Annotated in this window: 18 protein-coding genes; 7 read left to right on the top strand and 11 right to left on the bottom strand. The window is 63.5% G+C overall.

Annotation, left to right across the window (positions count from 1 at the left end; all coding sequences use genetic code 11):
- Positions 1 to 8: 8 nt before the first annotated feature.
- Positions 9 to 1,403 carry an MFS transporter gene (locus tag FQP90_RS20835; RefSeq protein ID WP_144652970.1) on the bottom strand — a complete coding sequence of 465 codons (1,395 nt, stop codon included), beginning with the start codon at positions 1,401 to 1,403 and terminating at the stop codon, positions 9 to 11.
- Between the two features lie 108 nt (positions 1,404 to 1,511).
- On the opposite strand from FQP90_RS20835, the gene FQP90_RS20830 reads away from it, so the two are divergent.
- A complete protein-coding gene (locus tag FQP90_RS20830) occupies positions 1,512 to 2,390 on the top strand; it encodes a MurR/RpiR family transcriptional regulator (RefSeq protein ID WP_144652969.1) in 879 nt (292 codons plus the stop codon).
- Positions 2,391 to 2,412: 22 nt separating this feature from the next.
- Here FQP90_RS20830 and FQP90_RS20825 read toward each other — a convergent pair whose 3' ends face one another.
- Positions 2,413 to 5,070 carry an exo-rhamnogalacturonan lyase family protein gene (locus tag FQP90_RS20825; RefSeq protein ID WP_144652968.1) on the bottom strand — a complete coding sequence of 886 codons (2,658 nt, stop codon included), beginning with the start codon at positions 5,068 to 5,070 and terminating at the stop codon, positions 2,413 to 2,415.
- A gap of 307 nt (positions 5,071 to 5,377) precedes the next feature.
- On the opposite strand from FQP90_RS20825, the gene FQP90_RS20820 reads away from it, so the two are divergent.
- The 3 genes from FQP90_RS20820 (at position 5,378) to FQP90_RS20810 (ending at position 6,918) form a co-directional block, all read left to right on the top strand.
- The gene (locus FQP90_RS20820) at positions 5,378 to 5,743 is read left to right on the top strand and encodes an ArsR/SmtB family transcription factor (protein WP_144652967.1); all 366 of its coding nucleotides are present in this window, start codon (positions 5,378 to 5,380) and stop codon (positions 5,741 to 5,743) included.
- Complete coding sequence (locus tag FQP90_RS20815) at positions 5,740 to 6,237, top strand: SRPBCC family protein (RefSeq protein ID WP_144652966.1); 498 nt, start codon at positions 5,740 to 5,742, stop codon at positions 6,235 to 6,237. The genes FQP90_RS20820 and FQP90_RS20815 overlap by 4 nt, the downstream gene beginning before the upstream one ends.
- A gap of 102 nt (positions 6,238 to 6,339) precedes the next feature.
- Complete coding sequence (locus tag FQP90_RS20810; protein ID WP_144652965.1) at positions 6,340 to 6,918, top strand: adenylate kinase; 579 nt, start codon at positions 6,340 to 6,342, stop codon at positions 6,916 to 6,918.
- Here the strand turns inward: FQP90_RS20810 and FQP90_RS20805 are convergent.
- The 4 genes from FQP90_RS20805 to FQP90_RS20790 form a co-directional block, all read right to left on the bottom strand.
- Positions 6,915 to 7,658, bottom strand: a complete 744-nt coding sequence (locus tag FQP90_RS20805) for a glycosyltransferase (RefSeq protein ID WP_208760050.1) — start codon at positions 7,656 to 7,658, stop codon at positions 6,915 to 6,917. The genes FQP90_RS20810 and FQP90_RS20805 overlap by 4 nt on opposite strands.
- Complete coding sequence (locus FQP90_RS20800) at positions 7,655 to 9,013, bottom strand: PIG-L family deacetylase (protein WP_144652964.1); 1,359 nt, start codon at positions 9,011 to 9,013, stop codon at positions 7,655 to 7,657. The genes FQP90_RS20805 and FQP90_RS20800 overlap by 4 nt, the downstream gene beginning before the upstream one ends.
- On the bottom strand, positions 9,007 to 10,083 hold the full coding sequence (locus FQP90_RS20795) for an acyl-CoA dehydrogenase family protein (protein WP_144652963.1): 1,077 nt from the start codon (positions 10,081 to 10,083) through the stop codon (positions 9,007 to 9,009). Before FQP90_RS20795 ends, FQP90_RS20800 begins: the two co-directional genes overlap by 7 nt.
- 113 nt (positions 10,084 to 10,196) lie before the next feature.
- Positions 10,197 to 12,263, bottom strand: coding sequence for an FG-GAP-like repeat-containing protein (locus tag FQP90_RS20790; protein ID WP_144652962.1), 2,067 nt, complete (start codon positions 12,261 to 12,263; stop codon positions 10,197 to 10,199).
- A gap of 357 nt (positions 12,264 to 12,620) precedes the next feature.
- Between FQP90_RS20790 and FQP90_RS20785 the strand changes: the two genes are divergently transcribed.
- Positions 12,621 to 14,921 carry a SulP family inorganic anion transporter gene (locus tag FQP90_RS20785; RefSeq protein ID WP_144652961.1) on the top strand — a complete coding sequence of 767 codons (2,301 nt, stop codon included), beginning with the start codon at positions 12,621 to 12,623 and terminating at the stop codon, positions 14,919 to 14,921.
- Between the two features lie 81 nt (positions 14,922 to 15,002).
- Here the strand turns inward: FQP90_RS20785 and FQP90_RS20780 are convergent, their stop codons facing one another.
- Positions 15,003 to 15,257 (bottom strand): hypothetical protein, encoded by a 255-nt coding sequence (locus tag FQP90_RS20780; protein WP_144652960.1) that lies wholly within the window; start codon positions 15,255 to 15,257, stop codon positions 15,003 to 15,005.
- Positions 15,258 to 15,286: 29 nt separating this feature from the next.
- Positions 15,287 to 15,874 carry a hypothetical protein gene (locus FQP90_RS20775; RefSeq protein WP_144652959.1) on the bottom strand — a complete coding sequence of 196 codons (588 nt, stop codon included), beginning with the start codon at positions 15,872 to 15,874 and terminating at the stop codon, positions 15,287 to 15,289.
- Positions 15,875 to 15,997: 123 nt separating this feature from the next.
- Between FQP90_RS20775 and FQP90_RS20770 the strand changes: the two genes are divergently transcribed.
- The gene (locus tag FQP90_RS20770) at positions 15,998 to 16,594 is read left to right on the top strand and encodes a J-domain-containing protein (RefSeq protein WP_144652958.1); all 597 of its coding nucleotides are present in this window, start codon (positions 15,998 to 16,000) and stop codon (positions 16,592 to 16,594) included.
- Positions 16,595 to 16,648: 54 nt separating this feature from the next.
- On the opposite strand, the gene FQP90_RS20765 is transcribed toward FQP90_RS20770, so the two are convergent.
- Together FQP90_RS20765 and FQP90_RS20760 are read right to left on the bottom strand one after the other, a co-directional pair.
- Positions 16,649 to 17,965 carry an ammonium transporter gene (locus tag FQP90_RS20765; RefSeq protein ID WP_144652957.1) on the bottom strand — a complete coding sequence of 439 codons (1,317 nt, stop codon included), beginning with the start codon at positions 17,963 to 17,965 and terminating at the stop codon, positions 16,649 to 16,651.
- 175 nt (positions 17,966 to 18,140) lie between these two features.
- Positions 18,141 to 19,382 (bottom strand): MFS transporter, encoded by a 1,242-nt coding sequence (locus tag FQP90_RS20760; protein WP_439898662.1) that lies wholly within the window; start codon positions 19,380 to 19,382, stop codon positions 18,141 to 18,143.
- A 155-nt stretch (positions 19,383 to 19,537) separates the two neighbouring features.
- On the opposite strand from FQP90_RS20760, the gene FQP90_RS20755 reads away from it, so the two are divergent.
- A complete protein-coding gene (locus FQP90_RS20755) occupies positions 19,538 to 20,269 on the top strand; it encodes a glutamine amidotransferase (RefSeq protein ID WP_144652956.1) in 732 nt (243 codons plus the stop codon).
- 139 nt (positions 20,270 to 20,408) lie between these two features.
- Here the strand turns inward: FQP90_RS20755 and FQP90_RS20750 are convergent, their stop codons facing one another.
- Positions 20,409 to 22,604, bottom strand: coding sequence for a transglycosylase domain-containing protein (locus FQP90_RS20750; RefSeq protein WP_144652955.1), 2,196 nt, complete (start codon positions 22,602 to 22,604; stop codon positions 20,409 to 20,411).
- Positions 22,605 to 22,677 lie beyond the last annotated feature (73 nt).

Genomic DNA, 22,677 nt, shown 5'->3' with positions numbered 1-22,677 from the left:
AGCTCCGCTCACTTGCTTGCTGTTCCTGCCGCTGCCGGATCATGTTCCGCGCGGGCGTTGATGTCCTCCAGGGACTTTCCTGCGGTGGAGGCGCCGAAGATCACGACGCCAAGGACGCCGATGGTCAGCACCACCGTGGTCATGGTGAACACCCCGCCGAAGCCCAGGGAGGCAGCGAAAATGCCAATAATGGATGGTGCCAGGATGCTGCCGATGCGGCCCACTGCGCTTGCCAGGCCAACACCGGTGGCGCGCATCCACGTGGGGAAGAGTTCCGGAGTGTAGGCGTAGACGCCGGCGTAGGTGCCATTGAGGAAGAAGGACAACGTTGCTGCGGCCACCAGGATCATGCCGGAGTCGTTGGACTGGCTCAGCCAGAAGGCGCTGATGGCCGATCCCGCCAGATAAAGGGCAATGGTGTTCTTGCGGTCGATCCGGTCACACAACCAGGCGGCGGAGAAGTATCCGGGAATCTGCGCCAGGTAAATGAGGATTGAGAATTCAAAGCTCTTGGTGATGGTGATGCCCCGGCCCACCAGAAGAGTGGGAATCCAGGAGAAGAAGCCGTAGTAAGAGAACGTGATCACGAACCAGATCAGCCAAATCACGGCGGTCCGGCGGCGCATGGCCTTCGACCACATGAACTTGAGAGCATTCCAGATGCTGATCTTCTGCTCGTGCTTGGTGATCTCTTCCTCTACGGCCGGCAGGGGAGCCAGAGGCTTCCCGGTGGCCTTCACAACGCTCTGCTCGAATCGGTCCACCACGTCCGTTGCCTCTGCCATGCGGCCGCGGCTGATGAGGTACCGGGGTGATTCCGGCAGGCTGCGCCGCCACCACAGGAGAAGAAGGATGGGGATGGCAGTGATGACCTGCGCCCAGCGCCAGCCGTCCTCGCCCAGCGGGACAACGAAGCGGCCGATCAGCGCGGCGCCCACGAAGCCGAAGGAGAAGAAGCCGGCCAAGGTTCCGATAAACCATCCCCTGCGCTTCGGGGGAATGAACTCGGACAGGAACGGCGCGATGATCACACTTTCAGCGCCGGCTCCCAATCCTGCAAAGATCCGTGCAATCAGGAAAATTTCGAAGTTCGGAGCCATGGCTGCCACCACTGACATGAGGCAGTAGAAGGCCAAAGCCCAGAGCATGACCTTCTTGCGGCCAAAACGGTCACCCATCCAGCCGGCCAGAATTGCGCCAAAGAAGAAGCCAAAGGGGGCCGCCGAGCCCACTAGTCCGAGGCTGGCGGTGCTGAGCCCCCACAATTCCTGGATGCGCGGGAGCAGGAAGGCAACCACTGCACCGTCCATGCCGTCGAACGAGTAGCCGAGGCCTCCGATGAGGAGAAGCTTGTAGTGTGGTCGACTGAGAGCCAGTCGATCCAAGCGTGCTGTGAGAGACATGGGGATTCCTACCAAAGTGGGCCAAGTTGTACATTTTGAGGAATATGCACGGATCTGTGCAGATGTGATGTATCGAAGTTAAGGCCAAAGTGTGAGGTAGGTCAATAGGTGGAAGAAGATTTCGACTCGTCAACGTTGACCGAGTGGCTCGATAGCCGTGTCCAGGGGCGGAAGCTCGCGGCACGCCAAATGCAGGTCATCGGCATCCTGCGGTCCCAGCCGCGCCTGGCCTCCTACGGCTCCGTCAGCGACATCGCCGCAGTGGCCGCTTCGAATGCCTCCACCGTCACCAGAACCGCGCAAACACTGGGATTCAAGGGGTGGGCGGACTTCCAGTTCGAGCTCCGGTCCCGCTTCCTGGCGTCGCTTAGCGCCCTGGAAGTCGCGGCCGAACACAATGGCCATATCAGTAGCCCTGCGCAGGCCGCGGTCTCCACGGATCGTGCCAATTTGGCCCATTTTGAACGCACCTTGGACGCCGACACAATCCACGCAATTGCGAAGGCTATTGCAGGTGCGCGGCAGACCTTCATTGTCGCGGCAGGCAGCTACGCCATCCCCGGCAAGGCGCTGGAGCACAATGCCATCATCGCCGGCTACAACGTGCGGCTCCTCGATGCCGACGTCGCAGCCCTCACCAATGCCATTGCACGGCTCGGTGCAGAAGATTTGGTCATCGCCATCAGCCTCTGGCGGGTCTACGACAGCACCATGCGCGCCGTCGATATCGCCCACAACCTGGGCACGCCCATTGTTTCCATTACGGACAGCGCGGGTTCGCCGGTGGCCGTGCATGCGGATCACAGAATCGTGGTGCCCACGGAGGGCGCCGGTTTCTTCCCGTCCCTGACGGGCGCTGTAACCGCGGTCCAGGCGATCGCCGTCGAGCTTGCCTCACTGGATCGGGAACGCTCCAACCAGAACATCGCCGCCTCGGAGCGGACCTGGGACCAGATGCGGATCATGCACCCGCGCTCCAGTTCCTAGGCCGCCCCCAAAGCAACGGAATTTACGACGCCGGGACCTCCTCGGCGGGCAGCTCGCCACCGATGAGGGCCAGGTTTTGGATGACGGCCAAGCCAAACTGGGCGGTGTCGTTAGTGGAGACCGTTGGGGCCTCCTCCACCGGCTGCAAAACATACGGCGGCAGAATGGTCTTCACGGTGAAGGCCTCTTCATGGTTCAGGTTCTCCCCGCCCTCGGCAAAGCTCTCCCACGCCAACCCGGCCAGTTCCGGCGATCCGAGCTTCGCTGCAGCGTAGGCCGTGAGCCTGCTATGAGCCTGTGTGAGGTAGATACCGGCCAGGGGCTGACCCACCTCGGCCACCTGCTCTTCAGGAGTGGCCAGGAACAACCGGCAATACTGCATCCAAGCCGCCTCGAAGTCCTTGTCCGGCACCAGATTGATCAGCTCGCTGCAGATTTCCACCAAACCGAACACGGCACTCAGGTGCGAGACGCTGATGACTTCCCGGCCGACGTCGAACCTTCCGGCATCCAGATCGTAGAGCGCCTCGCCTGTCAGGAATCCGTACTTCAGGGCGCCGATGTCGGCCATCGTACCCAGCAGGCGATCGCGGGAACGCGGATTGCCGGTGCGTTCCCAGTCCGTGAGCCAGGTGGCTGCCAGCGAACCCCAGTCGGTACCGAGCCCGACGCCCAAGGCGCCGCGGTCCGGACGGTAGGTATCGGCGTCTGGCCGTACTTTGCGGACGGGGTCCAGTCCCAGGAAGTTCTGGTCGCTGTCCACCAGCTCGGTGAGGAGATCGCCCGTGCGCTCGTCGGCGGTCAGGTAGTAGTAGAACCGGCGGTAGGCGGGGGTGCTGATGCGCAATTGTTTGGCGCTGCAACCCCAGTGCTGCACATTGTGCCGGGAGCCCAAGCCACGCCACGGGCCGAGGTGGTAAACGTCCACCTCGCCGGTATGACGGGTCATGGCTTCGGCGTAGCGGAACACGTCCGCTCGGCCCGTACGCAGGTACATGTACCAGAGCCAAAGGTCCGGCGAGAGCTCGGAGTTGTCCCAGGCGTAGCCGCCCACATCGTAGCGCCAGACGTGCCGGTCGGTGTCGTAGGTATGCATGACATCGCCGTAGTTCCAGAACCCATACCAGCGCCGCTGTTCCGTTTGGCCTTGGTAGAAGTCGAACAGGAAGTCCAATTTGTCTTCCAGCTCGGCCCGGGCTGGAGTGCTGCGGTCCACGGGGGCCCAGTCGCCGAAGACTCCGGCCGCGTGCAGGTACTGCGGTGTTGGCTGCAACAGCGGGGGAGCGGACGCGGCCCGGGCATCCTCGGCGAGGCTCTCCGTGCTGGGCGTGGTGTCATAGGCGAACAACGTGAGTTCATGCGTTCGTGCGATGCCCGTGGGGTTTCCGAAGCCTGGCTCGTAGTCCTCGTAAGTGATTTCCAGACCCTCGAGCTGGTCCTCAAAGGTGTCCTGGCCCAAACCATCGTGGTAGAAGCGAAGGTCCATTGGCTGGGCTTCCGGCGAGTACAGCCATGCGGTCACCGTCGCCTCCGCGGAGGCTGCCCCGCGGATGTCCAGCTGGCCAGGGTGGGATTGCCAGAAGTCCCGGATGCCGATGCCAAGGCCACCCCCGAGATCGCTCACGGAGCAGAAGCCCGCTGATCGCGTGCCGCCGGAGATGCCGACCCATCCATGACCGGCCGCTGTGCGTTTGCGCAACTCAAAGCCATCGGCGGTGAGTTGGGCCAAGGTGTAGTCGTTCCAGCTCGGAATGAGGTGGAGACGCTCGGAGACCAGCGGACTCCACTCGTTGAGCGGCGGCGTGGGCCGACCAGCCACCTGCGCCGTGCGAACAGCCTCGCCCGGGTCCCGCCGCAAACCGGTCAGCCCGCGGACAGCCTCCACCAGGAAGCCACCGTCCGCGCCTGCGATCCGGATATGCCGATCATGCAATTCGCTGGCCAGGGGAACCGTGAATCGAACCCCGAGTCCGGCAAGGAAATCCCGTTCAGCGTCACCGTCCCAGATGAACGAGTGCATCAACCTGACGCTGCGGGCACCCGCGTAGAAGTAGAACCGCACGGTGAACGGAAGCCACTCGCGCTCGCCGGCATCGGCGCGGTGCTGCCCTTCCACCCGGATTACCGCGCGAACCGGCCCACGCTGCTCCACCGTGACGCTGGTGGTGCGGCCGGTAAATCCTTCACGCGTGGTGCTGCCCGCCTCCTCGCCCAAGTCGTTTTGGCGGAGGCTCACCAGGCGGGCGTCTTTCGCCACCACGGAACCATCACGGGTGAGCCTGCTGAAGAGACTCGCGCCTGAACGCTGCAGGACCATGTCCAAGGATCCGGTGGAGACCGTCACGGACTCTTCTGTCTCGGTGACCGTCACCTCGGGTGAGCCGTGGACGGCGGCTTCCGGGCCGCCGTCGGGAGTCCCGGTGAAGTGGGTTACCTGGTATTCCGATGCGGGCTGATCCGTTGCGCCGAGGGCGATGCCTGCCCACTTAAGGGATCCATCCGGCCAGGTGGCGAGTGGCCACGTTTGCGCGGTGACGTTGCTCCCGCCCGAGTCGAGGACCCTGAGGGCGGCTGCGTCCGGGACTGTGCCGCGTTGAAACGGCATCCCCCACGTCGTGCCGCCGCTGAGTCCGGCGGGCGGTTCGCCATCGATCCACGTGATCGGGGCGTGCTGAGTCATGATCGAATCCACCTAAGGGGTCGGGAAACCAGGATTGGGAAAACGCTTTCTTGAGACGTTTCAATAACTTACCCGCGAGCTGCGTGGCCCGCAAGGGGTGGCCGGGTGCTGGTCCCAGTGGGGGTTGCGGTGCGGTGCCGCCGGCGCCACCCAAATCCGCCGGCGCCTCCCAAACTCCCCGGCGCCTCCCAAACTCCCCGGCGCCACCCAAATCCGGGTGTCGTCACTGAATTTGGGTGTCGATAATCCATTTCAGCGTCGGGGTGACCGTTGACTCTCAACCGGCGGGGGCGTATTGTACAACCAAATGGTTGTAGATCAGCTCAGTCCAACACCCGGAAAAGATGTAGACATCGATCGCCTGTTCCAAGCGTTGGCCGATACCACTCGGCGCGACATCTTGGCGAGGGTGACAGCGGGGGAGTACTCCGTCTCCGGGCTGGCTGCGCTCTACGCCATGAGTTTCGCGGCCGTGCAGAAACATGTTGCGGTCCTGGAACGGGCCTCCCTGGTGACCAAGGAGAAGCGTGGGAGGGAGCAGATCGTGCGGGGAAACCATGATGGACTGCAAAAAGCCCGGCATCTGTTGGATCAATTCGAAATGATCTGGCGGCAACGCGCCAGCCGGATCGCGGACATACTCGCTGAAGATGATGAAAGGGATCTGCCATGACTGTTGTCAGCGTGGACAAGGATGTTGAGGCCCTGAGCCTCACCGTTGTCGCCGAGTTCGATGCCGATGTGAAGCGCGTCTGGAGAATCTGGGAGGACCCGCGGCAGCTTGAACGGTGGTGGGGCCCACCAACCTGGCCCGCAACCTTTGAGACCCACGAGTTCACCGCCGGCGGAAAGGCCGCGTACTACATGACCGGCCCGGATGGCACCAAAGCCCGCGGGTGGTGGCAGTTCACCACCATCAACGCCCCGGACCACCTCGAATTCGACGACGGATTTGCCGACGAACAAGGCGCCCCTGTGGACGAACTGGGTGTCACGCACGCCACCGTCAGGCTTGAACCCGTTGGCGACCGCACGCGAATGACCCTCACTTCCACTTTCGAGTCAGAAGAACAGATGCAGAAGATGGCCGAGATGGGCATGGAAGAGGGGCTGCAGGAAGCCATCGGCCAGATCGATTCCCTCCTTGCCGAGCCGGCCAACGCCTGACGACAGGAACCACAGCAAAAAGAAGCCGACGACGGCGGGTGCCTCCCGCCGTCGTCGGCGTATGGTTTAAGTCCCGGCCGCCTCTCGAAACGGACCAGTGTCATGGCGCGATTGATCATCATGGGACCTCCGGGTTCCGGCAAGGGCACGCAGGCCGAGCACATCGCGAGGCATTTCGGCATTCCTGCCATCTCCACGGGAGATCTGTTCCGCGCCCACGTTCGGGACAAGACTGAGCTCGGCTTGGAAGCCGGGGAGTACATGGATCGGGGCGAGTTCGTGCCGGACCACGTCACCACGGACATGCTCAAGCAGCGCATGGAGGAAGCCGATGCCGCCGACGGTTTCCTGTTGGATGGCTATCCCCGAACGGTGATCCAGATCGGCGCGCTGGACGAAATGCTGGCCGCCCGGGGTAAGCCCCTGGAAGCCGTGCTCGCGTTGACTGCCTCCGATGACGAGCTGGTTGCACGCATGCTCCGCAGGGCCCAGGAACAGGGCAGGAGCGATGATACCGAGACCGTGATTCAACGCCGCCTGGAGCTGTACCGGGACGAGACGCAGCCAGTGGTGACGGCCTACTCGCAGCGCGGGATCCTGGTGACCGTGGACGGATCCGGCGAGCGCGAAACCATCACAGCCGCCGCCATTGCCGCCGTTGAAAAATCCTTGGCCGCCTAACCTGCAGCGGGAAGTCCGGCGCCGAGGGTTCGAAGGTAGGCCGCGAACCCCTCCGGTGCCCGGGCCTGCATCCTGCCGGACGTCACCACCCGGGTGGTGTCCGTTGCGGTGACGGCGAACCCGTGCCGGCGGAGCCGGTCAACAAGGATCCGGTCTTCGTGGGCCCTCAAGGTGGGAAAGCCGCCTGCGGCTACGTAGGCAGAGGCCCGGACGCCGAAGTTGGCCCCGTAAATGTGGGGATGGTCCTCGCGGAACGGGTGCAGTTCCAGCCAGCGGCCCAGTACTGTCGGATCCACGTCGTTTGGGTCTGGCTCCACGGAGCCCAGGATGGCGTCCGCTCCCGCGTTGGCCAGTTCCACCTGCCGCACCAGCCAGTGCTCCGGAACAATGGAGTCGGCGTCGGTAGTCGCCAACCAGGTATTCGCGGTCCCGTCCGCGGGCATGCGATCCAAGGCGGCCCGAATGCCGGAGTCGCGGCTGGCTCCGGTACTCCGGAGGTTCACGCTAACGGCGCCGAAACGGGGGTCCCCAGAGGCGTGCATAGCTGTGATGTCAGCTGAGCGGTCCGTGCAGCTGTCCAGGGCCACGGTGATTGAAGCCGTGATTCCTGGGTGCTCCCGCTGCAGGGCATTGGCGGCGGTCTTCAACGCAGCTAGTGCCGGGCCGATGTGCCGGTCCTCGTTGTGGGCGGGCATCACCACCACTACGCTCCTGATGTCCTGTGGTGCTGGCCTGGTCATGGCGCCTCATGCGGGGCCAGCAGGACCTCCAGGACGAAGTCCTTTTCCCGGTAGAGCCCCTGCGTGGGCCAAGCGAGTTGGCTGCGCGCCATGGAATGCACCGCTTCAGCATCCAGTTGCCAGCCGGAGATGGGGTGCCGCCAGTGGCACAGCAGCAGTGTCCCGCCTGGCCGGGTTGCGGCTTGAATCCGGGCCAGGAGCTCGCTGAGTTCCTCCGCGGACAGGTAGTAGCCCGTCTCGGACAGCACCACCAGATCGAAGCTTCCCTCGGGCCATTCATGCGGCATGGTGAGATGGCGGGCTTCCGCAGCCGGGAACCGTGCCAGCCGCTCTGCTGCCTGGGTCACGGCTGCGCCGCTGGCGTCCACTCCAATGAACTGCCGGCAACGCTGGGCGAGCTCCTCGCTGAGTGTGCCGATGGAACACCCCAGTTCAAGTCCGGATTCATACGATTCCTCCGGCAGGGCCGCCAACGTCAACGCACGCTTCCGCCGTTCGTACCAGCTGCTGGTGTAGTTCCACGGGTCGTCTTCCCGCGAATGAACTTCGTCAAAGATGCGCTCTGCGTCCGCTGCGCTGTTGCTTCCAGCCTTGGACGGGTGCCACGCGAAAGTTTCGAAGGGGCGGGTAAAGTGCTCCAGGAAAGTCTGTGACAGCAGCGTCTCATCGCCCGGTTGCTCGGATAGAGGTTCTATTTGGGAGGCATGGGCCCGCATGGCGTCGGCCTTGGCGCGTTGATCCGCCGGTGTGAGCGGGACGCGAACCCATGACTTCCACGTGGCGTCCTGGGGTTCTGCCCACAGCCAGTACCAAATGGGGTACTCCAGCAAGCCATGGCCTCCGGCTGCGGCAACGTCCCCGGCGACCGTTCCAAGGGTGTCGTGGTCAGTGTGCCCGTCGGAGCGGTACGGCGCTACGACCACCACGTTTTCCGCCGGTTGCCCGGTGACGGCCTCGCGCACCGCCTCGGCGATTCGATCCGCATTGGCCGCCAGCTGCCCATCGCGCAATTCCAAGAACCGCCACGTCGCGCTGGGAGCCAGCCCGGACACAGCCGTGTCGAATTCAGCGAGCCTCACAGCGGCAAGCTGTTCCGGCGTCGTGGTTTGGGAGTCCGGGTGCGAGGCCTCGCCTGCCGTGCAGAGCAGGATGGTCACCGTTGCCCCGGCGGAGCGGAGCTTGGCCAGGAGGCCGCCGGCACCCAGCGTTTCGTCGTCCGGATGTGCGGCGAGAACCACGAAGGTCATGGCCGCGAGTTCACCCGCGTCGAGCGGCAATTCCGGTAGGGCGGCGACACCACTGGCCGCCCATGCCGCCTCCGACGTCCCAGTGTCTGCGTGCGAGAACGTCACCATCCGGCGTCCCCCTTCAAGGTCAGGGCGCCCAGTTGCGCATCGTCCCGCATGGCGTGATGCTGGCGGATGTACAGCGAGAGATCGGCCATGCGTTTTCCGTACGTCCCGTTGAAGGCCAGCGGGCCGGGACCGAGGTTCTGGGACACCACTGTTTGAACACGTTCGACGGCGGCGGCAACAGTTCCGCGGACGCGCAGGGCTTCGCTCCAGGCGCCGGGGCTGTCCGTGGTGAAGCCGGCGTCGATCCGCTCTGCAGCCTGGGCAAGATACCCGGTGACGGACGTGATGATCCTGTCCGCCTCACCCAAGGAAGCGAGGGCGATCTGATCGGGTTCCCGACCGTTGTCCGCGGCTTTGGCCAGCGCGGTTCTGAAGTCCCGGGCCACGGCCACCGCTCCGCCGAGCCAGCACGCGGCCACGCCCATGCCTCCCCAAGCGAAGCCGGGCCGTTTGAAGTACCAGCCCTCGTCGCCCACCGGTGTTGCGGGAACTTGGTCGAAGTGGACCGTGCCGCTGGGGATTTCCCGCAGTCCGCGGCTGGTCCACTCGGGAGTCTCGCAGGACACTCCGGCGTCTTTGAGGTGCACGGCGAAGGCTGCCCGGCTGTTGTCTCCGGTGTAGGCGGTGATCACGGCGCCGTCCAGTTGGGAAGCGAGCGAGCACCACGGTTTGGATCCGTTGAGGACGTAGGACCCGGCGTGATCGCGCTTTGCCTCGAGCTTGAGTCCGGGGCCTTCGGCAGCGAACACTCCCCAGGCGCCTTCCGGTGTAGCGGGTACGGCTGCTTGGGCATCGTCTGCTTGGGCGAGGATGGCTACGGCATCGAGGTGAGGTTCCAGGACCCGACCGGCTGCCACGTCCACGGCTGCGACGGATGCCAGGAGCTCCCATAGCTTGGCGGTGTTGCCCTCGCCGGGCTTCGGTGCCGTCAGCCCGATTTCCTTGGCGATGGCCAGCAGTGCAGGGACGTCGCCCACAGCGGCTCGCACTTTTTCCAGCATCGGTTCCAGGGCTTGTAGTTGAACCGGCTCGGAACTGATGCGGACGGGCTGGGCTTCGGTGTCGCTCATGGAGCCAAGCCTATTCTAAGGAGCCTTAGGTTATGTGTGCGGAGGGCAAAAGAACGACGGCGGGTGGTTGCCGCCGTCGTTCTTGAATATTTTGTTGGGGGAGGCCTTGGCCGCTAAATGATCGCGTTCATGACGTTCCAGCCGGAACCGGCTTGGACCCGGGGAAGCCAGCCCTGCTTGCCGTTACCGGGGTAGAGCCAGAGGGTGCCGGCGGAGTCGCGGGCCAGGAGGTCCACGTTGCCATCGCCGTTGAAGTCACCGGGAGTGGCGATAGCTGTCATGGCGTTCCAACCCCAGCCAACTTGGTTGCCCCAGCCAAAGGAAGTTCGCGGCTCACCCATGAAACTCCACAGCGTGCCCTTGCTGTCACGGGCCAGCAGGTCCTCAAGGCCGTCTTTATTGAGGTCGCCCGGGCCCGAGATGAAGGTCATGCCATTCAGGCCGCTGCCGATTTCGTAGGGTCTGCCTTCCAGCCAGCCACCCACGCCATTGCCCCGGTAGAGCCACAGGTTCCCAGAGCCGTCCCGGGCTGCGATGTCAGGCTTTCCATCCAGGAGATAGTCTCCGATTCCAGCAATGGCCGTCATGCCATTCCATCCTTGCCCCACTTGGGTGCGAACCAGCCAGCCACCCTTGCCGTTGCCCGGATACAACCACATCACCCCGTTGGCGTCGCGGGCCAGCAGGTCCGCCTTGCCGTCACCATTGAAGTCACCGGGGGTGATGAGGGCCGTCATGGCATTCCACCCCTGGCCCACCTTTGACGGCGACAGCCACCCTCCGCTGCCATTGCCTGGGTAGAGCCATAGATCACCGTTGCTGCTACGTGCCAGGACATCGGTCCTTTTGTCGCCATTGAAATCGTGCCGGATGTCATCGGGCGTGACGGTGATAGTGAACGTTGAACTTACGGCATCGGGACTGAACCCGTTGGTTGCGGAAATGCTGAAGGTGTACGTGCCGGCCTTGGTGGGAACTCCGGCGAGTGAAGCGCCTTCAAGGGTCAAGCCGGGTGGAAGTGAGCCGGAGGCAACCTTGAAGGAGATGCCGTAGGAGCCCTTCGCAGTAAAAGCGAAGCTGTACTGGGCACCAACCCTGCCCGATTCCGGAGGTGCGCCGGACGTGATGACAGGAGGAATATTTCTGCCATCAATGATCACCACGTCGCTGGTGTCCTGGTTGTTGGAGCGATACAGGTCTGGGACGAAGACCGTGTTTGTTTTCGTATTCACGGCCATACGGCCGGGAATGCTGAAACCCGGCACAAAGGAGACGGAATTGGTCGCGCCGTCGAACACCCGGACCCGCCCTTGGTACTGATCGGAGACGTAGACCTTGTTGCTGGTCTCATTCAGGGTGAGGGACAGGGCATAAGACCCCGTGGGAACCGTGGCCATTGAATGGGTGTTCCCGTCGAGCACGGTCAAGCTCGAATCCGCGAAGTTGAGGGCGTAGACCTTGTTGGTTGCTCGGTTGACTGCCAGTTCCTGGGGATGGGTGTCGGTGCCGGTCGGTACTACCGTGGTCTTTTGCGTGGCACCGTCAATGACGACGATGGACTGCTCGTAGCGGCAAGCAACATACGCCTTGTTGGTGACGTCGTTGACCGCTATTGCGTAGGCCGAAGTGCACGCGGTGACCTTCGTCATCGCGTTTGTCGATCCGTTCAGCACGGTCACGTTTCCGCCGTCGCCGATGGCATAGACGGTGTTGGTTTTTTCGTTCACGGCCAGTTGGAATGCTGGGCCCGCCTGAACTTTTTTGGTGGTCTTTGTGGCACCGTCGATCACAGTGATACCGCTGCTGTGTGGAACGTAGATCTTGTTGGTCGTTTCATTCACTGCGGGTTTGCCGGCCGAGTCCGAGAGTTGGATCTTCGTGCTGGTTCCGGAGGTGCCATCGATGACCGACACCGAGGTTTCGCCGTAATTCTGGACGTAGATCTTGTTGGTCGCCTCGTTCACCACCAGTTCGCGGGGTTCGGTCCCCACTGGAACCGTCTTCTGGGACCTGGTTGCCGGATCAATGATGGTGACTGTGTTGGCCGCGTCATTGCTGGCAAAGGCCTTATTGGTTGTTTCGTTAACGGCCAACGCGAATACCCTTTGGCCAACCTGCACGCGGTCGGAGAGGACGTCCGCCTCGGCGGCAGGAGTGACGCCTATCAGGAGGCCAGTCATGGCGAGAGTCGCCGTCAGCAAGCCCAAGACTCGGCGCGATGCACCTTCAGCAGGAAAAGCAGAAATACCCAGAGCAGCCAAAGGCCCAAACCCCTCGAAAATTCAAACGCGACCATCGCGTCAACCTGCGAAGTTTATACGTCCAGGGGCCGATGCCTGGCATCGGACGAAAGTGCGACGGGAACGAGCAATGCCCTGGGTTGCCCCAACGATCCCCACCCCCGCGAAAGTTCCCCTTTGTCCTCACGTGACGCACCTACTTCACAGCTTTTGTCATGCTTGTCACATCTAGTTGTCATTAACGGTGACAAGTTCCGTAGCTTGGATGGGTCAGCACTCCCGAGCCAAAGGAACCCCATGCCGCAACCCAACGAACACGCCACCGTCCCCACGGACTCGCACAGCCCGCCGGGAAAGAACCCGGGCAAAGGTGCGACCAAACCCTCTTTCCTCAGGAACCTGAGCGCGGACCTTCCCGCGTCCCTCGTAGTCTTCCTCGTCGCACTTCCTCTTTCGCTGGGCATCGCCGCCGCGTCCGGAGCTCCTGTCATGGCGGGCCTCATCGCCGCAGCCGTCGGCGGCATTGTCGCTGGGAGCCTAGGCGGCTCCCCACTGCAGGTGAGCGGCCCCGCGGCCGGACTGACCGTCGTCGTTGCCGGTCTGGTTGACGAATTCGGCTGGGCGGTAACGTGCGCCATCACGGTCGGTGCCGGCGTCCTGCAGTTACTCATGGGTGTCAGCCGTATTGGCCGAGCCGCGCTGGCAGTGTCGCCAGTGGTGGTCAAGGCGATGCTCGCGGGCATTGGTATCACCATCATTTTGCAGCAAGCCCACGTGCTGCTTGGCGGCCAAGCTGCCGGGTCCGCCGTCGAAAACCTGACCGCACTTCCAGCGGCCATCACCAACGTGGAACTGCACTCGGCGCTGCTGGGTTTGGCCGTCGTCGCGATACTTCTGACGTGGAAGTTCCTCCCCGCAGCGGTGCGGAAGATTCCAGGGCCCCTTGCCGCCGTCGTGGCTGTCACGGCACTATCTGTAGCGGTAGCCCCAAGCGTTGAGCGCATCAGCTTCAGCGGCTCCATTTTCGACGCCATTGCGCTCCCCAGCCTGCCCGACGGCAACTGGCGCGCCGCAGGCATGGCCGTCATCACGGTGGCCCTGATCGCAAGCATCGAATCGCTCCTGTCAGCGGTCGCCGTCGACAAAATGCACGGCGGTTCGCGCACCAACCTCAACCGCGAGCTGGTGGGCCAAGGCTCCGCGAACGTTGTCTCGGGCATGCTCGGCGGACTCCCGGTGACCGGCGTGATCGTCCGCAGCGCCACCAACGTGGAAGCCGGCGCGAAAAGCCGCACCTCCGCCATCCTGCACGGCGTCTGGGTCCTGGTGTTCTCCGCCCTGTTCGCCGGCCTGATCCAGCTGATTCCGTTGTCCGTGCTGGCCGGGTTGCTCCTGGTGATCGGCGCGAAGCTCATTAAGATCGCCGACATCCGCACCAGCCTCCGCACCGGCGACCTGCTGGTCTACGCCGTGACGCTGGTATGCGTCGTGGCCCTCAACTTGCTGGAGGGCGTCATCATCGGACTGGCCCTCGCCGCCCTCTGCGTGCTGTGGCGCGTGCTCAGGGCGCAGATTCACGCTCATGCGCCCGCTGGTTCGGGCCTGTCGTGGCGCGTCACCATCGCTGGCTCGTGCAGCTTCTTCGCCCTGCCCCGGCTCAACCGCGTCCTCCATTCCGTGCCCGAAGGTCAGGACGTCGTAGTGGAACTCAACGCCGACTACCTGGACCACGCCTTCCGCGAAGCGTTGGTGGCCTGGCAGAAGCAGCACCGCAATACCGGCGCCTCCGTGGTTCTGGAGGAACATGGGACCACTGCTTTCACGGACGCCGAGGACAACACTCCCCAGCGGCAGGACTTGCGCGAATTCCCGCTGCCGCCCCGCACGTCGTGGCAGCCTGCTGACGTGGTCACCGAAGCAAAGGACGACGACGGCGGTCAGCTGCCGCTGCGGTCGATCCTCCTGGGCATCGACAAGTACCATCGTCGCCACGCGGACAAGGTCCGCCCCCTGGTGCAGGACCTCACCGAAAGTCAGAACCCTGACACGTTGTTTGTCGCCTGCGTAGATTCGCGCGTCAATCCGAACCTGATCACCAGCAGTGGACCCGGAGACCTCCTGACGCTTCGGAACATCGGCAACGTGGTGTGCAGTGACAATCACGATGCTTCGATCGACTCCGCGCTGTCCTTCGCAGTCAAGGCGTTGTCCGTGGACTCGATCGTCATTTGCGGGCACTCCAACTGCGGTGCGATGAAGGCAGTCATCGCTGATGCCGAGGGTGCTGCTCCTGCCTTGGGATCCGGTTTTGATACCTGGCTGGAACACGCCCGGCCCAGCTACTCTGCCCTGTTGGCCGGCCACCCGGTGGCCATGGCTGCAGAGGCGCACGGGTACAGCCGCTTGGATCAACTGAGCATGGTGAATGTGGCCCTGCAACTCCGGAAGCTCGAGGACCACCCCGTCACGGGGCCGGCTATTGCCTCCGGCCTGGTTCAGGCCACCGGCTTGTACTACGACATCTGCACGGCACGCGTTGTGCTGGTGAGCCCGGAAGGCATCGAGCAGCTGGATCCGAGCATGGCGGTGCGCTCCTAGTTCCGGCGTAGTTCCGGCCGGGCCGCCACCACCTACTTCGAGCTGCCCGACACGCCACTTTTGCGGCGGGTCGGGGTTGGTTCACCGTGAAAGTGGGTGGTGGCGGCACGTTGCGCGGGACTTCGCCACGTACAGCGTCACGCAGATGCTCGCGACGAAGCTCAAGGCCAGGGCTGCGACGCCAGCCCATGCGGCCACGTAGTAGCTGGCAGGAGGATCGACTGTGTCCACGACGGGTTCCATGTAGGACCAGAGCGTCACACCTGTGGCCCATCCCAAGAGAACAAGCAGGGCCGTGACCGCCCACGCCGCGATGACCATCAGATTCAGCTTCATGTATGCCCCCACATCACATTGCTCGATTTCTACTGGACAGCGTCCGGCAGGGCCTTAACGAATTCCTCAATCCTGCTGAAGACGCCCGATTGGAGCTCTTGCGAAGCTCGCCAGTCATTCGGGATCTGGAGGGAATGGTCCGCGCCGGGGATCTCAACAAATGTCCCCACCGATTCAGACTTTTGGCCGCCGTCCCAGAGTTTGTCCTCGGAACCGCCGATGAAGAGGTCGGCCTTGTCCGTATGAGCGATCGTCTCCCTGACTTTGGCGTCCGTCAGCAACGGTGTGAGCCACACACCCGCTGTCTTTGTGTCTTCAGCCCAGGGAATTGCCAAGGTCCCGAACGACTTCGCAACCACCAGCCGCCGGCTTGTTAACGGCACGGCAGCAAAGGCCTCCTCCGCCGCCCGCGCTACAAATGCGTGCGGGTCCGGCCCAGGCTCGTCTTCGGGCGTCCATCTGACAGCTTGGACGTGCCAACCGAACGCAGTGAGCATCTCACCAACCCAGAAGAGAACCGGGCCTTGCACCGGGTACCCCGAGCCCGGGAGAAGGACGGCAACCTTGGCTTCGCCGGCGTCGCTGGTTTTTGCCTTGGCCCAGGTGAATGACTCCATGGCCCCCATGCTAACGGGCCGGAGGTACGGGCCTCGCCCGTGGCCCGCATCTTGCGGAATACTGGACCCAGAACCACGATGTCCGACAGGCCAAGGCTGCCGTGTGAGGAGGTGGCGAGCACCGTGAATGCCGAGAACAACGCCTTCAGGCGGAAGCTTGAGCGTGGCGCGGAACTACGTGCGGTACGCGGATGGGGTGGAAGCGCCCAAGAGGACGCTGAGATCGAGGCCGCTGACGCTGAAGAGCGGGAGAAGCGCCGGAAGGTGGACGATGCTGCCCGGGTTGAATACCTGATCCGGGATGCCATGAACCAGGGCAAGTTCGACAACCTCAAGTACGCCGGTAAACCCATCCCGGGCTTAGGGGAGCACTACGATCCCGACTGGTGGGTCAAAGGGCTCATCCAGCGCGAACGCCTGAGCGGGATCGGCCCACCTGCGATCCTGCTGCGGATCGAGGATGCTGAGCTCGACGGCAAACTGGACCAGCAGTACACCGATAAACAGGTTCGGGACATTCTTGAGGACTTTAACAAGCGGGTCATCGAGGCCCGGCGGCAGCTGCAGGGTGGCCCTCCAGTGATCACCAAACTCCGCGATATAGACGCCGAATTGGAGCGCTGGCGGCAACGGAGGGCAGCGGCAGCTCCACTCGAGCCGGAACCCGCACCGGACACCAAACGAACGTGGTGGCAGCGGATCTGGAACGGCTCAGGCTAGCCCGGCTGCTACCAACCCGGCGCACACAACAGCAGCCGACGGCGGAACCCAGGTCTAGGCGAAGCTGTCTTCCTTGGCCTCCGTAGCCGGCTTCCGCTTGATCAACGCCGACAGGTGCGCCTGCTGCTGGCGGAAGTGGCCGTGGGCGGTGAGGCCGAACTCGTAGGCTGACTCGGCGTGCTGGGTGAGGTCCACGCCGGTGACTTCGTGCTCGTGGGGGACCCGGAAGCCGATGGTCTTGTGGATGGCGCGGCCGATGATCAGCGTGCCGAGTCCGGAAAGGGCGATGGTGACCAGCACGGCCATGGTCTGCGCGATGAGCTGCTGAGGGCCGCCACCGTAGAGAAGGCCGCCAGCCACACCGTCCTGGGGGAATGCGATGAAGCCGAGCGATAGCGTGCCGATCACACCTGCGCCGAAGTGCACGCCCACTACGTCGAGGGAATCGTCGAAACCGAACTTGTACTTCAAGTCAACGAACACCGCGCAGGCAGCACCGGCCACCAAACCCAGGCCCAGAGCGGCCAGCGGGGTGATGTTGGCGCAGGATGGGGTGATCGCAACCAGGCCAGCCACCACACCGGACGCAGCACCCAGGGAGGTGGGGTGTCCGTGGCGAACCTTCTCCACCACGAGCCAGCTCAGCATGGCCGCTGCCGGAGTAACCAGGGTGTTGACCCAGATGAGGCCGGCCTGCTCCGCCGTTGCTGCGGCGCCGCCATTGAAACCGAACCAGCCGAACCACAGGATGGCCGCGCCGATCATGATGAAGGGGACGTTGTGTGGGCGGTGGTTGGGGTCCTTGGCGAATCCGTGGCGCTTTCCCACGATCAATGCGAGGACGAAAGCGGCAGTTCCGGAGCTCACCTCAACCACTGCGCCACCGGCGAAGTCGATGACTTGGCCGAAGATTTCCGTGAGGGCACCGCCGGCGCTCATCAGGCCACCGCCCCAGATCATGTACGCCAGCGGGCAGTAGACCACGGTGACCCAGATGGGGACGAACACTGCCCAGGCACCGAACTTGGCGCGGTCGGCGATGGCGCCGCTGATCAGGGCGACGGTGATGATGGCGAACGTTGCCGCGAAGCCTGCCTTGATGAGATCCGGTGAACCCATGAGGTCCTGGAGCCCGAAGTGCGCGAAGGGGTTGCCGAACAAGCCCAGGAATCCGTCGCCGGTGGTCATCGAGTAGCCCCACAGGACCCAGACAACCCCCACGATGCCGGCTGAGATGAAGCTCATCATGATCATGTTGAGCGCAGCCTTGGCACGCGTCATGCCGCCGTAGAACAGGCCGAGGCCCGGGGTCATGAATAGCACCATTGCCGATGACAACATCAGCCAGACGTGTTGCGCAGAGATCTCCACCTGCGTTCCCTTCTGATCAAGCCTGTCCGAAACGGGGCCGTTGTTGCACGGCCCACACCAACCCCCCGATCAATATTCGGTGAGCTATGTTTCCGACTCAGAAGAGCTAAGTTGCAGCTAAGTTACAGAAATCCCTCGTTCGTGAAGATCACGTCACTGGCGTGTTTCGGGCATGTTAACGGCGCTTCTCGCGAGGGCCGGCCGGGTAGCCGCCCCGCCTGCTGGCGATGATGATCACCAGCGCTATCGCCGTAGGAACCGCCGCGGCCAGGGGCACCAGTTGAGCTCCCACCGTGGTGAGGGCGAACGCGCCATAGACAGCCCCGACCGCGATGCCCAGTTGGATGGTCACCACGGTGAGGCCGTTGGCGGCATCCTTGTGCTCACCTCCGGCACGGAGGATCGCCGCTTGGTTGTAGATTCCCACGGCGCCGAAGGCAATGCCCCAGAGGGTCATCAGGGCAAACGCGCCCACCCAGCTGCCGCCCAGCGCCGGCAGCAGGGCGAAAGCAAGGGTCAGGAGTCCGACGGCGGCAATCACCGAGGTGCGCGGGCGGGAGTCAGCGGTCATGCCGGCAATCCAGATGCCCACCAGGCTGGCGATTCCCACTACAGAGAGGGAGAGGCTGGTGGCTGATTCGGGCAATCCGGAAGCCAACAGGAACGGCGCCACGTAGGTGAACAGGGTGAAGTGGGCCAGGAGCAACAGCGGCCAGGCGATGGCCACGGCGATCACCCCCGGCAGTTTCATGGCCGCACGGAGGGACGGGGTCTTCTGGCTGGCGTGGTCGTGCGCGCCGGGCAGCAGCCAGAAAGCCAACACTGCCAAGAGCGCGCCGACGCCCGCGAGCACCATGAAGGAGGCGCGCCACGTCATCAGGGAGCCCATCAACGTGCCGATGGGTGCTCCCACGGCCAGCGCGATGCTGTTGCCGCTGAACACCACGGCCATGGCCTTGCCCACGGAGTGGGCCGGAACGATGCGTGCCACGTACGGTGCCATGCTGGACCACAGCATTCCGTGCGCGATCCCGCCAAGGAGCCTCGCCCCGATCGCCCAGCCCAGAGTGGGGCTCAAGGCCAGGAGGACGTTACTCAGGGCAAAGGCCAGCACAGTGGCGATCAAGAGCGTCTTGCGGGGAACCCTGCCGGCCAGGAAACGGGACAGCGGGAGGGCCGTGAAGACGATGATCGCTGCGTACACAGCAGTCAACGAACCGACAGCCGACTCATCGACTCCGAGGTCGCGGCTGATTTGCGGAAGCAGGCCGGACGGAAGAAGCTCGGTGGTAACTGCCGTGAAACCAGCGGCCGCCAGCACCAGGAGTCCGCCCCACGGGATCTTCTTCGGTTGCTGCCGTTCAGCAGGTGTCGCCTCCGGCGATGGTGTTCCGACGACCACAGGGTCCTGCTTCAAAGATTGCTCCTCAGGGATGAGTCATGCTGGGGGTGCTGTTTCATAGGGGGTAAGACAACGCTATGCAGGCACGGCGACGTGAGGGAGTCTCTGTCAGACACCCCCTTGCAGCAACACACTTTGTCACCCAGCCATTCCTCACGCAGACTGGGCCTGTGAAGCCCTTCCTCTTGCTGGCCACCCGCGCCGAAGACGCCGCAGCCGATGACGAGTACCAGGCCTACCTCCGGTACTGCGGCCTGAAGCCGGAAGAATTGGTTCGGATTCGGCTTGAATCCGGGCCTTTGCCGCCCCTTGACCTGTCCGACTACTCCGGTGTGATTGTCGGTGGCAGTCCCTTCACGTCCAGCGATCCTGTGGAGGAGAAGAGCGCCGCCCAGATCCGGGTTGAGACGGAACTCTCATCGCTGCTGGACCGGATCGTGGCGGAGGACTTCCCGTTCTTTGGTGCCTGCTACGGGGTGGGGACCCTGGGTGTGCATCAGGGCGCCGTCATTGATCGCCGCTTCGGGGAGCCGGTAGGAGCTACGGAGATCACACTGACCGTCGAGGGGGAGCGCGACCCCATGCTTCAAGGTGTCCCGCGCACTTTCGAAGCCTTCGTGGGACACAAGGAAGCGTGCAGCCAACTTCCCGAGCACGCAGTGCTGCTGGCCAGTTCCGAAGCCTGCCCGGTGCACATGTTCCGGATCAAGAACAACCTCTACGCAACGCAATTCCACCCCGAGCTGGACGCCGACGGCCTCATCACCCGGATCACCATCTACAAGGACTCAGGCTACTTTCCCCCGCACACCGCGGACGAACTCATCGAATCGGCACGCCAATCATCGGTGACGGAGCCGATGCGCGTGCTCAGGAACTTCACGGAGCGCTACGCCCGCTAACGTCGGCCGTTGTGAGGCCCGCTTTGCGCGCCAAGCGCGGGAAATGCCACGCAGAGCAGGCCCCGCAACGCCAGCGCACGACGGCGGCAGGTCGCCGTCGTACGTATTGTCACTTGGTGCGACGATCCCCAGGGCCTGCCTACCGCCCCGTGAGCCTCGGAACCGCGGGTACCGTGGCAGCAGGTGCCGGTGGCGGCGGGGGAGCGGGTGCCGCGAAAGGCCCGCTCGGATACAGTGCCGTGGCTTCCATCATGTAGTTGGCCCACTGCGGGCCGGCGATCATGTAGCCATCCAGTGACTTGTAGAACTTGCCGTTGATGGTGACGTTCTGTCCCGCCCGCTGCTGTCCCGCCGTCGTGTCTCCGAAGAACGAGGCGGTGGCGAGGGCGGTGGTGTAGCCGGCCACCCACGTAGCGCCGTTGTTGTTGGAGGTACCGGTCTTGGCCGCAACAGGGACCCGGGTGTGGACCTTGGGTTCGATCCACACACCGGAGCCAACCTTCATGACGTCCTGCAGGACGGCGTTCACACCGCGTGCCACGGCCGGCTTTACCGCTTCCCGGCACTCCGGTGTTTGGGTCTGGTACTCCCTGCCCTGGGAATCGCTGATTCCCGTGATGGCGATGGGCTTGCAGTAGGTGCCGTCGTTGGCGAAGGTGGCGTAGGCGCTCGCGAGCACCAGCGGAGCCACGCCGATGGAGCCAAGGAGGTTGCCGATCTGGTGCATGTTGACCGGTGCGTTGTCCAAACCGCTGTGCAGTCCCACGGTGTCCACCATCCGCTGGATTCCACAGAAGTCCAGTTGAGCGGCAGTGGCAAAGGTGGCCGTATTGATGGAGTTGTAGAGGCCGTAATTGATGGGCATGGGGCGGTAGTAGCCGACGTCGTTGTTTTGCAGGTCATCGTCGGCACCAAGGTTCTGCGCCTTCTGTGCCGAGCTGTAACCACCCAGCACCCTGCCGCAGCTGGAACGCCACGGGAAACCCACGGGGTAGACCCTGCGGGAGGCGTCAACCACGGCGGTGGGGTTCTTGCCTTCGTTGAGCCACTCGGCGTAGATGAAGGGTTTCATGGTGGAACCGGGCTGGAAGCCGCCTGCGCCATTGAGGTCGTAACCGTTCTCATCCTTGGCATCCACGTTGAAGTTCAGCTGGGTATCGTATTTTCCGTCCTGCGGCACGAACACCGTGTTTTGGGCCATGGCCAGGATCTTGCCGGTGCCGGGCTGCACCGTGGTCAACGCAGCGCCCCATTTATCCGGGTTGGCACCGGCGGAAGAGTCCACTTGCTGCTGGGCGACGGCCTGGAGCCTGCTGTCCAGCGTGGTGGTGATGGTGAGGCCGCCTCGATAGAGGAGCCGTTCACGTTCCTGCACCGTTGAACCGTAGGCCTCGTTATTGAGGATGAGATGCGAAACGTAGTCACAGAAGTAGGTAGCAATCGACGCCCCTGCGCAGCCTTGCAGGGAAGGGGTGATGTTGAGTTCGATGGGCGTTGCCGCTGCGACCCCGTGGTCCACCGCGGTGATCTTGCCCTGCTCCAGCATCCGGTCCAACACCAGGTTGCGGCGAATGAGCGCAGCCTCCGGGGCGGCTGTTGGATCATAGATGCTGGGGCCATTAACCAGGCCTGCCAGGAGCGCAGCCTGCGGCAACGTCAGTTCCTTCGCTGACGTACTGAAGAAGTACCGTGACGCGGCCTCAATGCCATAAGCGTTCCGGTTGAAGAACACGATGTTCAAATACCCCTCGAGGATTTGTTCCTTGGTGAAGCGCTTCTCCAACTCCAAGGCCAGCTTGATTTCGCGGAGCTTATCGCCCATGGTCTTCTCGCCGCTGAGGACTACATCCTCTGGGCGGCCCTCGGACAGGCGCGACTCGTTGAGCACGTTGGTTACGTACTGCTGGGTCAGCGTGGAGGCGCCTTGCCGGGTCCCTTTGGTCAGGTTGGAACTCAGCGCCCGCATGATGCCCTGCGCATCAACGCCGGGATGCTCGTAGAAACGGCTGTCTTCCATGGCCACGATCGCTTCCCGGATGAATGGCGACATTTCCTCCAAGGGAACCTTCACCCGGTTCTCGGCGAAGAAGGTTGCAATGTGTTGCCCGTCTGCAGTGACCACCGTGCTGGACAGGGAAGGGGAATCGACGTCGAGTTGGCTGGGCAGGCTTTGGTAAAACCCGATGGACCCGCCCACCGTGGTGCTGGTGAAAGCGACCACGGGCACCACGAAGCCGGAGATCAGCACACCGCAGAGAATGCTCACGAAGAAGAACACGAAGACCCTCAAGAGGACCTTGCCCAGACCTAGCTTTGGACCCTTGTTCCGCGCCATTTTCGTTGCCATTCCGTTGGGATGCAGGCTGAAAAGTAGCTACAGAATACGTCCGGGAGTGCCGTCGATCCAT

This window comes from Paenarthrobacter nitroguajacolicus (assembly GCF_007786235.1).
Lineage (GTDB): Bacteria > Actinomycetota > Actinomycetes > Actinomycetales > Micrococcaceae > Arthrobacter > Arthrobacter nitroguajacolicus_A.
The sequence above is the reverse complement of the archived record's forward strand: the minus strand, read 5'-3'. Positions and strand labels throughout refer to the sequence as shown.